The organism is Acidovorax sp. GW460-11-11-14-LB4 (assembly GCF_059423685.1).
This window is the reverse complement of record NZ_JBWKYJ010000115.1, coordinates 1-9430: the sequence shown is the minus strand read 5'-3', so window position 1 is coordinate 9430 and position 9430 is coordinate 1. Positions and strand designations below refer to the sequence as shown.

Sequence of the window (9430 nt, the reverse complement as noted above, 5' to 3'; positions counted from 1 at the left end):
CCCATCCCCTTTCCTTCGCCTTCCAGCCCGCCCCGCCCTGCAGGCACTGGGCCTGGCCGTCCTGGCCCCGCTGTCTGCGGCCGCCCAGGCCCAAGACACCTCCCGCATCGCCCGCGTCACCGTCTACCCCGGCAGCGCCACGGTGGAGCGTGTGGCCAAGGTGGCCGCTGGCGCCCGCAGCCTCACGCTGGCCTGCCTGCCCGCGTCGCTGGATGTGCAAAGCCTGCAGATCAACGCCGACCCCGCCGTGCGCGTGGGCGAGTTCAATGTGCTCACTGAGGACCGCGATGTGGCGGCAGGCTGCGCCAGCCCGCTGGACGGCCGCATCCGCGAGCTGGAGGATCAGATCGCCGGGGTGAAGGCCGAGGCCTCGGCCCTGCAGCTGGTGGATGGCTACCTGCGCAGCGTGGCTCAAACCGGCGCGAGCCCGGAGGCGGCTGCGTCTGCCAACACCACCGCACGTGCCGCCACGCCAACGCCCGCACAGATCACCGCCACCGCCGAGGTGCTGCGCAAGTCCGGGCAGGACAGCGCTGCACGCGCGCACCAGCTTCAGCGCAAGCAGGAGGCGCTGGAACTGGCCCTCAAACCCCTGGTGGCCGAGCGTGACCGCGTGGCCAGCCAGCGTGCGCGGGTGGTGTCGGTCACCATCAACCTGGCTACCGAGCGCGAGGCTGAGCTGCGCCTGTCCTACCAGGTGCGCGGCCCCGGCTGGCAGCCCAGTTACCGCTCCACGCTGGATGCGAACAAATCCACGGTGCTGATCGAACGCCAGGCGCTGGTGGCCCAGAACAGCGGCGAAGACTGGGGCAATGTGCAGCTGACCCTGTCCACCGGCCAGCCGGGCCGCGCCACACAAGGGCAACTGCCCCGCCCCTGGTGGCTGAACGTGGCGCCCCCGCCCCAAGGCTCGCCCGCACCCGCCATGGCGATGGCACCGGCGCCCGCACCAACCGTTGCGTCACTGTCCCGGTCCCGCAATGCCGCCGAAGAGGCCATGCCCACATTCGACGTGAGCACCCTCGACAAGGGGTTTGCCACCGAGTTCGCCGTGCCCCAGCGCATCACCGTGCCTTCCAGCGGCCAGCGCGTGACGCTGGCGCTGGGCAACTACAGCGCCCCCGCCACGCTGATCACGCGCACGGCACCGGCCATGGAAGAAGCCGCCTACCTGGTCGCGCAAATTGCGCAGCCGCCCGGCGTGTGGCCTGCGGGCGCAGCGGGTCTGTACCGCGACGGCGCCTTTGTGGGCAACGGCCGCATCGACTTTGGCGCGCCCAGTGCGGGCGCCCCAGCCGGCAGCACCAGCCTGTCGTTTGGCCGCGATGAGCTGGTCACCGTACGGGCCGAGCCCGTGCAGGATCTGACGGGGAGCAGCGGGTTTACCGGCTCGCGCGTGGAGCGCAAGACGCGCCGGACCTACAGCGTGGAGAACCGCCACAAGACGGCCATCACGCTGCAGGTGCTGCATGCCGCACCAGTGTCGCGCAACGAAAAGATCGAGGTCGAATCGCGCTACCAGCCCCAGCCGTCGGACACAGCCTGGAACCGCACGCCCGGCACCGTGTCCTGGCAGCAGACTTTGGCAGCCGGGGCCAGCGCACAGTTCAGTGCCGAGCACACCATCCACTACCCCAAGGACGTGGAGCTGATCGAACGCCAGTGACCTTGGCAACACGGTGACTGGCGCTCCAAAGACCCCGCGCAACGGCGTGTCGGTCACAATCCGCCCCAGCGATCACATTGGTGCCACCATGCCCCCAGGAGCCCGCCGCCATGAGTTACCAACACCTCCTTGTTGCCGTTGACGGCAGCCCCACCGCTGACCACGCTGTGAACGAAGCCACGGGCCTGGCCAAGGCAACGGGTGGACGCATTCGCCTGCTGAACGTGATGGACCCTTTGGCCCACATCAGCGGTTTTGAGCGGCCCGAGGTTTACAGCCAGGAGGTGCTGCCCCGCCTGCGCCAGGCGGGCGAGGCGTTGCTGCGCCGCGCCCAAGAGCGCGTGGCGCAAAGCGGCGTGCCGGTGGACACGGTGCTGATCGAAAACCTGGATGCCCGGGTGGCTGACCTGGTGGTGGAACACGCGCAGGCCTGGGGCTCCGACCTGATCGTGCTGGGCACCCACGGGCGCCGTGGCCTGGCACGCGTGCTGATGGGCAGTGATGCCGAGCAGATTGCCCGCACCGCTCCCGTGCCCGTACTGCTGGTGCGCCTGCCTGCCGGGGCAGACGGCGGTGCCGCCAGCGCCTGATCAATTTTCCGTCGCGACATGACCGCTTCCGAGCCACTGCCACCCCTTGCCCCCCTGCGCCCCAGCGTGCGCTTCATGCTGTCCCACCCCGCCCACTTCATGGCGCTGGGCTTTGGCGCGGGCCTGGCCCCCAAGGCGCCAGGCACTGTGGGCACGCTGTGGGCCTGGCTGGCCTACCTGGTGCTGCAGCAGTGGCTGAACCCGCGGCAACTGGGCCTACTGATTGTGGTCAGCACCGTGGTGGGCTGGTGGGCCTGCACCACCACGGCACGCCACATGCGTGTGGCCGACCCCGGCAGCATCGTGTGGGACGAAGTCGTGGCCTTCTGGCTGGTGCTGTGGCTGGCCATGCCCATGGGGCTGTGGGGGCAGGTGGTGGCGTTTGGGCTGTTCCGCTTTTTTGATGCTGCCAAACCTGGCCCGGTGGGCTGGGCCGACAGCCTGTTCAAGGGCTTTGGCTGGCGCGGGGGCTGGGGTATCTTGTGGGACGACTTTGTGGCAGCCTTCTGTACCTTGCTGGTCATCGCACTGTGGAGGTTCTGATGGCACCCACATCACTATCAAAAAGTGAGCTTTTAGCGCAAGAAGTACAAGCGCTTGAGGCCAATTTGACGCAAATATCGCTGCGTTTGCTGGTCCGCCGCCACATGCTGGCCACTGCCGAGAGCTGCACCGGCGGCATGATCGCCGCCGGCTGCACCGACCTGTCGGGCTCCAGCCAGTGGTTCGAGCGCGGCTTTGTCACCTATTCCAACGAGGCCAAGGCCGAGATGCTGGGGGTGCCCCCAGGCCTGATCGAGCAACACGGTGCGGTGAGCGAGCCTGTGGCACGCGCCATGGCCGATGGTGCGCTGACCCACTCGCGCGCGCAGGTCAGCCTGGCCGTGACCGGCGTCGCGGGCCCCACAGGCGGCACCGAGACCAAGCCGGTGGGCACCGTGTGGTTTGCCTGGTGCGTGGGCGGCGAAACCCACAGCGAGATGCAGCACTTTGCCGGGGACCGCGCAACAGTACGCACGGCCACGCTGCGATACGCCTTGAAGCGTCTGCTGAGCCTGCTGCCTGCCTGACTGACCCGGGGCACCACGCCCAGGCCCCGGCTTGAGTAGCCGCTGTCGTCCACAAGACAGGGCTTCACCCGCCCCTTGCCACACCATATGGCCATGACAACGAGACCCTCCTGGTTTGACGGCTTCGCCACCCAGCGCATCACCACCTCGGGCGCGGAAATTTTTGTGCGCACCGGCGGCACCGTGGGCGCGCCCCCGCTGCTACTGTTGCACGGCTTTCCGCAAACCCATGCGCTGTGGCACCGCGTGGCGCAGCAATTGGCACGCGACTACTGTCTGGTGCTGCCCGACTTGCGTGGCTATGGCGACTCCTCCCACGCGCCGGGCCTGCCCGACCACAGCAACTACAGCAAACGCGCCCTGGCGCAGGACATGGCCGAGGTGATGACCACGCTGGGCCACGACACGTTTTACCTGTGCGGCCACGACCGGGGCGGCCGTGTGGCCCACCGCCTGGCGCTGGACCACGCCGCGCGTGTGAAGAAGCTGTGCGTGATCGACATCGCCCCCACGCTCGACATGTACGCGCGCACCGACATGGAGTTTGCGCGCGCCTATTACCACTGGTTCCACCTGATCCAGCCCGCGCCGCTGCCCGAGACCATGATCGGCGGCAACGCCCGCGCGTACCTGCACGCCAAGCTGGGCGGCTGGGGCAGCGCGGGCCTGGCCCACATCGAGCCCCAGGCCCTGGCCGATTACGAACGCTGCTTTTGCACACCCGAAGCCATCCACACCGCCTGTGAGGACTACCGCGCCAGTGCGGGCGTCGATCTGGACCACGACCGTGACAGCCGCGCGCGCGGCGAGAAGATCACCTGTGACACCCTGGTGATCTGGGGTGCGCACGGTGTGGTGCACCGGCTGTTCGATCCGCTGGCGCTATGGCAGGCGCAGTGCGCTGGCGTGGTCACTGGCCAGGCCGTTCCGGCGGGGCACTTCATCCCCGAACAATTGCCCGAGGCCACGGCCCAGGCGCTGAGCGCCTTCATGCGCTGACGACCAGGTCCGACACGGCCCGAAAGGGCAATCGAAAGGATCTGCCGTGCATTTGTTCACGCGCTGCGCGGCCACCATGACCCGTGCAGTGCGCACAGGTGCCATTGCGTTCCTAGAATCCGCCGCTTCGCACGCTGCGGAACCCATGGCCAGCACCGGTGGCTGGTAAGCCATCACCTTCCGCAGCGCCCCCACTGTGCCTTGCCGATTGCGTGACCATGCCTCCCTTTACCGCGACTCAGAACCAACTGCTCACCGAGCATCTGCGCAGCTTTCTGCCAGGCATCGAACCCGAGGCGCTGGAACTGCTGCGCGCCCAGCTGGAGTGGGTGGAGGTGCCCGGGGGCAGCACGCTGATGACCGAGGGCGAACCCGGAGAGTCGATGTACCTCACCGTCAGCGGCCGCCTGCGTGCCTACGTGCGCAGCGACGACGGCCACAGCGGCACACAGCGCCGCGTGGCCGACATGGGCCGGGGCCAGGTGATTGGCGAGATCAGCCTGTTCACCGACGCGCCCCGGGCCGCCACCGTGGTCGCCGTGCGCGACTCGGTGCTGGTGCGCCTGACCAAGGACGTGTTCAAGACCCTGCTGGCCAGCAGCGCCCAGGTGTCGATTGCGCTCACGCGCCAGATCATCCAGCGCCTGCAGTCCGGCACCGCCGCCCATACGGCCGCGCAGGAGCGCCCGGTGGCCATGGGCCTGCTGCCAGTGAGCAGCGGCGTAGACCTGCAGGCTTTTGGCCAGCGTCTTGCGCGCCACCTCGGCACGGTGGGCCGCGTACGGGTGGTGGACTCGACCACCGTGGACGCCGAATTGCAGGAGCCAGGCATTGCGCAGCGCGAAGGCGCCGACGCCACGGCCAACCGCCGCATAGCCATGCTGCTCGACGAGATCGAGGCCCGCAACGACTTTGTGCTGCTGCTGGCCGACCCCGAGCCCACCCCCTGGACGCGCCGCGTGAGCCGCCACTGCGATGAGTTGCTGCTGCTGGCCGACGCGCAGGCCGAGCCCGCCATCCACCCCATCGAGGAAAACTGCCTGCTGCGCCGCGCGCCCCTGGCCGAGGCCGCCGAGATCCTGGTGCTGCTGCACCCGGAAGGCACGCAGTGCCCACGTGGCACCCAGCAATGGCTGGACCGCCGCCCCGTGGCCGACCACGTGCATGTGCGCCCCACCCTCGACCGCGACATGGCGCGCCTGGCCCGCATCCAGAGCCGCACGGCCGTGGGCCTCGTGCTGGCGGGCGGCGGCGCGCGCGGCTTTGCGCACCTGGGCATCTACCGCGCCTTGCAGGAAGAAGGCGTGGAGATCGACTGTGTGGGGGGCACCAGCATCGGGTCGGTGATGGCCGCGTATGTGGCGTCCGACCAGCCGCTGACCACGGTGATGGACAACGCCCGCGAGGCGTTCCGCACCAACCCCACAGGCGACTGGAGCTTGCTGCCGCTGATGTCGCTCATCAAGGGCCGCCGCCTGCGCAACATCCTGCACGACGCGGTGGGCCAACTGGTGGGTTTTCCGGCGCAGGTCGAGGACCTGTGGAAGAACTACTACTGCGTGGCCACCAACTACTCGCGCGCCAGCGAACAGGTGGTGCGCCGGGGCAGCCTGGTGAAGTCGCTGCTGGCCAGCATCTCCATTCCCGGCGCGCTGCCTCCGGTGGTGCACGAGGGCGACCTGCTGTGCGACGGCGGTACGTTCAACAACTTTCCCGTGGACGTGATGCGCAGCAGCATGCGCGGCGTGGGCACGGTGATTGGTGTGGACCTGAACTTCCGCAAACCGCGCCGCATCGAGCTGGACGACATCCCCAGCAGCTGGACCCTGCTGCGCGACAAGCTGCGGCCGCGCGCGCAGCGCCGCTACAAGCTGCCCTCGCTGGCCAGCTACCTCATGCAGGTCACTATCCTGTACAGCATGTCGCGGCAGCGCCAGTCGCAGCAGCTCACAGACCTGTACTTCAACCCCCCCATGGACCGCGTGGGCATGCTGCAGTGGAACCGGTTCGAGCAGATCGTGCAGCAGGGGTATGCGCACGGCATCCAGGTGCTGGACGCATTGGACGACACCAAGCGGCGGCGCATCGGTGGGTTGCGCACCGGCTGAACGCACATCGCCGCGCAGGCCACCCCAGGTGGCATGCAGCGTTCCGGCCGGGGTGTAGCATGGACGCCCTTGAGGAGGAGAACCCATGCACCCCAACGCCCAGACCCTGCAACGCTTCTACACCGCGTTTGCGCAACTGGACCATGCCACCATGGCGGCCTGCTACGCACCCAATGCCACGTTTGACGACGAGGCGTTTTCGCTCAAAGGCCGCGAAGAAGTGGGCGGCATGTGGCGCATGCTGTGCACCGCGACGAAAAAACCGGGCGCCGCCGAGCACTGGAAGCTGGAGTTCAGCGGCATCGACGCCGACGCGCAGGGCGGCAAGGCGCACTGGGAGGCGCACTACCTCTTCAGCGCCACTGGGCGCAAAGTGCATAACATCATCGACGGCACCTTCACCTTCACGCCCGACGGGCTGATTGCCACGCACCGTGACCGCTTCAACTTCTGGCGCTGGGCCCGGCAGGCGCTGGGCGCGCCGGGCTTGCTGCTGGGCTGGTCGCCCTCGCTCAAGCGCAAGGTGCGGAGTACGGCAGCGGGGAATTTGAAGAAGTTTCTGGCGCAGGAAGTACGGTCTCTCTGATCCGCACAGAAGCCCGCAGGACACGACACAAGCCCCTTGTGCAAACGACTGCGCTTTAGCTGCCGATTTTCTTGCGACGTACAGCATTGAATGCCGATGCCGCCATGGCCAGCAACAGTGTCATAAGCCCCCATTCGCTCAGCGTCGGAACCGAGGTTGCGCTTGCAGCGAGCACGTTGAGTGTGGCATTGGCGGCAGGGGCGCTGCCAGAACTGGAATTCAGGCCCGTAGTAACGTTGTTTTTTACACCCGGCGCTGTTGCGGTGACCTGAACAGAAAACGTGCAACTGGCCCCACCGGCCAACACCCCGCCGGCCAAGGCCACCGAGGAGGAACCCGGTGCGGCGGTCACCACGCTGCCGACCCCACAGTCGCCCACCAAACCGTTGGGAGTGGACACCACCAGGCCCGCCGGCAAATTGTCTGTGAACGTGATGTTGTTCGCAGCTGGCCCCAGCCGATTGATGGTGAACGCCAGCGAGGTGGCACTTCCGACCGAGACGCTGGGCGCTCCAAACGCCTTGCTAAAAGTAAAAACAACGCCTGCTTGCGCACCTGTTGCCGCCAAAGCGCCTGCGCCAACCAACAGCGCGCCCATCCAACGAACTTTCGACATATCACCCTTAAAAAATACAAATTTTCTGAACGCTCAATCGAGCGAGTGGCGTTTGTACTTCAGGGTTTTGCAAATGTCTTGCAAAAAATGACCGCGTGCCACCGGTCTTGAAAGGGAGGCCTCAGGGCAGCTTGCCAAAGGGTTGGATCAGGGCCCGCCAGAACCCGTCAGGCCGGGCATCATTGTTGTTGTCGTTGGCCAACCCCAAGTGCATGCCCTGATGGCCCAACGCTGGTTGCGCGCAATATGTTCCCATCAGGCGGTCCCACCAGGGGAACACCATTCCGAAGTTGCTGTTGCCTTCATCCATGCGCTCAGAATGGTGCACACGGTGCATATCAGGGGTCACCATCACCCAACGCAGTCTCCGATCCCAGCGCAATGGGATCGCAACATTGGCATGGCAAAACGCGGTGTGCACCAGTTGAAGCACCGCATAGAACAACAAGGACACAAGAGGCATGCCCAGTGCCGCGCACAGCATCAGCGTCAGAGCCGCAAGTGCCAACACTTCCAGAGGATGGTGGCGCACACTGGTCGTCACATCGAATGCGGCATCCGCGTGATGCACTTGGTGCATTCGCCACAGAAGTGGAATGGCGTGCGAAGCACGATGCAGCACATACTGGATTGCATCCACCAGCAACACGCCGATGACGATCTTGGGAACATCGGGCAATGCCCCCCCGGCCAACCCGGTCCACCCCAAGGACGCCCCAAGTCGCACCGCAGCGGTCTGCACAGGCTCGGCCACCCACCACATCAACAGACCACCCAGCACATACAGCAACAGATTGACCCTTATCCGTCCTTTGTGGCCTTTGCCAGCCGTACGGCGAGGCCAGAAGTGCTCGGTCAAAGCAAGAATGCCCAAGACCACCGAGAACAATACGTACTGCCCCCATTCAAAGTGATCCATCACGGCCTGTATGAACTGCGCCATTTTTGCGTACTAAGAGAGGCCAAAGAGGGCTCAAGCCCCGTGGCACTTCTTGTACTTCTTGCCGCTGCCACAGTGGCAAGGGTCATTGCGCCCCGGCTCGGGCGCCTTGCGCACCGTCTCCACGCGCGGGCCCATGCTCTTCCACAGCTGGCGCAGGTCGTACACGGCCCAGATGGCTTCGCCGAAGGCTTCCACGCGCGCCTGGCTGGTGCTGGGCGGGCCGTCTTCGTCGTACATGCAGACCTCGGGCTTGCCGGTGTCGTCTTCGGTCAGGGCCACGATGCGCTCCAGCGCATCGTCCAGCCACTTGGCCGCTTCCTTGTCGCGCGGGGCGGCCCAGTCTTCAGGCCAGTTTTCCACCGCAAACATGAAGCCCAGCGCCCACACCTGGCCGAAGGACGGGATCTCCTGGTCGTCGCCCATCTCGGCACGCTGCTCGTCGGTCAGGCTGGCCACGGCGCCGCGCATGTCCATGGCTTCGGGCTGGAAGGTGCGGTCGTCGTCCAGCGTCTTCACGTCGGTGTCGAGCTGGGCCACGATCTCGTTCCAGCGGCGCATCCACAGGTCCATGAAGCGGGCTTGCTGGGCGGCATCGGCAAACGCGGGCAACTGCGGCAGCGGGTCGCCTTCGGCCACATCCAGCTCGGCGCCGTCGCCCAGCAGCATGGGCAGGTACTCGGCCGGGCCGATGGGGCGGCGGCTGCAGATCAGCGCGGTCATGAAGCCGTCGCAGAACTCCCACTGCGGGATTTCCTCGCCGCGCGCGCGCAGGTCGTCGAGGATGTTGTCCATCTCCTCCAGCTCATCCGGGCCCAGCGCAGCGGCCGGGGCGGTGGTGGGGTCGAGATCGTC

The 9430-nt window shown here is 66.7% G+C and carries 10 protein-coding genes; 7 read left to right on the top strand and 3 right to left on the bottom strand.

The window, feature by feature from the left end:
• Nucleotides 1-37: 37 nt before the first annotated feature.
• The 7 genes from AC07X4_RS23250 to AC07X4_RS23220 all read left to right on the top strand — a co-directional run bounded on the left by AC07X4_RS23250 (nt 38) and on the right by AC07X4_RS23220 (nt 7019).
• Nucleotides 38-1666, top strand: coding sequence for a DUF4139 domain-containing protein (locus AC07X4_RS23250; RefSeq protein WP_494741460.1), 1629 nt, complete (start codon nt 38-40; stop codon nt 1664-1666).
• Between the two features lie 110 nt (nt 1667-1776).
• The gene (locus AC07X4_RS23245; RefSeq protein ID WP_260668786.1) at nt 1777-2256 is read left to right on the top strand and encodes a universal stress protein; all 480 of its coding nucleotides are present in this window, start codon (nt 1777-1779) and stop codon (nt 2254-2256) included.
• An 18-nt stretch (nt 2257-2274) separates the two neighbouring features.
• Nucleotides 2275-2799, top strand: a complete 525-nt coding sequence (locus AC07X4_RS23240) for a phosphatidylglycerophosphatase A family protein (protein WP_494741458.1) — start codon at nt 2275-2277, stop codon at nt 2797-2799.
• Entirely contained in the window at nt 2799-3326 is a 528-nt protein-coding gene (locus AC07X4_RS23235) for a CinA family protein (RefSeq protein ID WP_494741457.1), read from the top strand. The genes AC07X4_RS23240 and AC07X4_RS23235 overlap by 1 nt, the downstream gene beginning before the upstream one ends.
• 93 nt (nt 3327-3419) lie before the next feature.
• Nucleotides 3420-4325: an alpha/beta fold hydrolase gene (locus AC07X4_RS23230; RefSeq protein ID WP_494741456.1), complete on the top strand. Its 906-nt coding sequence runs from the start codon at nt 3420-3422 to the stop codon at nt 4323-4325.
• 218 nt (nt 4326-4543) lie between these two features.
• Nucleotides 4544-6433, top strand: a complete 1890-nt coding sequence (locus tag AC07X4_RS23225) for a patatin-like phospholipase family protein (protein ID WP_494741455.1) — start codon at nt 4544-4546, stop codon at nt 6431-6433.
• Nucleotides 6434-6518: 85 nt separating this feature from the next.
• Nucleotides 6519-7019, top strand: a complete 501-nt coding sequence (locus tag AC07X4_RS23220) for a nuclear transport factor 2 family protein (protein ID WP_494741454.1) — start codon at nt 6519-6521, stop codon at nt 7017-7019.
• Nucleotides 7020-7074: 55 nt separating this feature from the next.
• Here the strand turns inward: AC07X4_RS23220 and AC07X4_RS23215 are convergent, their stop codons facing one another.
• The 3 genes from AC07X4_RS23215 to AC07X4_RS23205 form a co-directional block, all read right to left on the bottom strand.
• Complete coding sequence (locus AC07X4_RS23215) at nt 7075-7635, bottom strand: IPTL-CTERM sorting domain-containing protein (protein ID WP_494741453.1); 561 nt, start codon at nt 7633-7635, stop codon at nt 7075-7077.
• Nucleotides 7636-7756: 121 nt separating this feature from the next.
• Nucleotides 7757-8554: a sterol desaturase family protein gene (locus AC07X4_RS23210; protein ID WP_494741452.1), complete on the bottom strand. Its 798-nt coding sequence runs from the start codon at nt 8552-8554 to the stop codon at nt 7757-7759.
• A 54-nt stretch (nt 8555-8608) separates the two neighbouring features.
• Nucleotides 8609-9394: a UPF0149 family protein gene (locus tag AC07X4_RS23205; RefSeq protein ID WP_494741459.1), complete on the bottom strand. Its 786-nt coding sequence runs from the start codon at nt 9392-9394 to the stop codon at nt 8609-8611.
• Nucleotides 9395-9430: the final 36 nt, after the last annotated feature.

What these genes read in the sequence shown, in the direction of transcription:
- AC07X4_RS23245 (WP_260668786.1), top strand. Translation starts at nt 1,777, where the DNA reads ATGAGTTACCAACACCTCCTTGTTGCCGTTGACGGCAGCCCCACCGCT.
- AC07X4_RS23240 (WP_494741458.1), top strand. Translation starts at nt 2,275, where the DNA reads ATGACCGCTTCCGAGCCACTGCCACCCCTTGCCCCCCTGCGCCCCAGC.
- AC07X4_RS23235 (WP_494741457.1), top strand. Translation starts at nt 2,799, where the DNA reads ATGGCACCCACATCACTATCAAAAAGTGAGCTTTTAGCGCAAGAAGTA.
- AC07X4_RS23230 (WP_494741456.1), top strand. Translation starts at nt 3,420, where the DNA reads ATGACAACGAGACCCTCCTGGTTTGACGGCTTCGCCACCCAGCGCATC.
- AC07X4_RS23225 (WP_494741455.1), top strand. Translation starts at nt 4,544, where the DNA reads ATGCCTCCCTTTACCGCGACTCAGAACCAACTGCTCACCGAGCATCTG.
- AC07X4_RS23220 (WP_494741454.1), top strand. Translation starts at nt 6,519, where the DNA reads ATGCACCCCAACGCCCAGACCCTGCAACGCTTCTACACCGCGTTTGCG.
- AC07X4_RS23215 (WP_494741453.1), bottom strand. Translation starts at nt 7,635, where the DNA reads ATGTCGAAAGTTCGTTGGATGGGCGCGCTGTTGGTTGGCGCAGGCGCT.
- AC07X4_RS23210 (WP_494741452.1), bottom strand. Translation starts at nt 8,554, where the DNA reads ATGGATCACTTTGAATGGGGGCAGTACGTATTGTTCTCGGTGGTCTTG.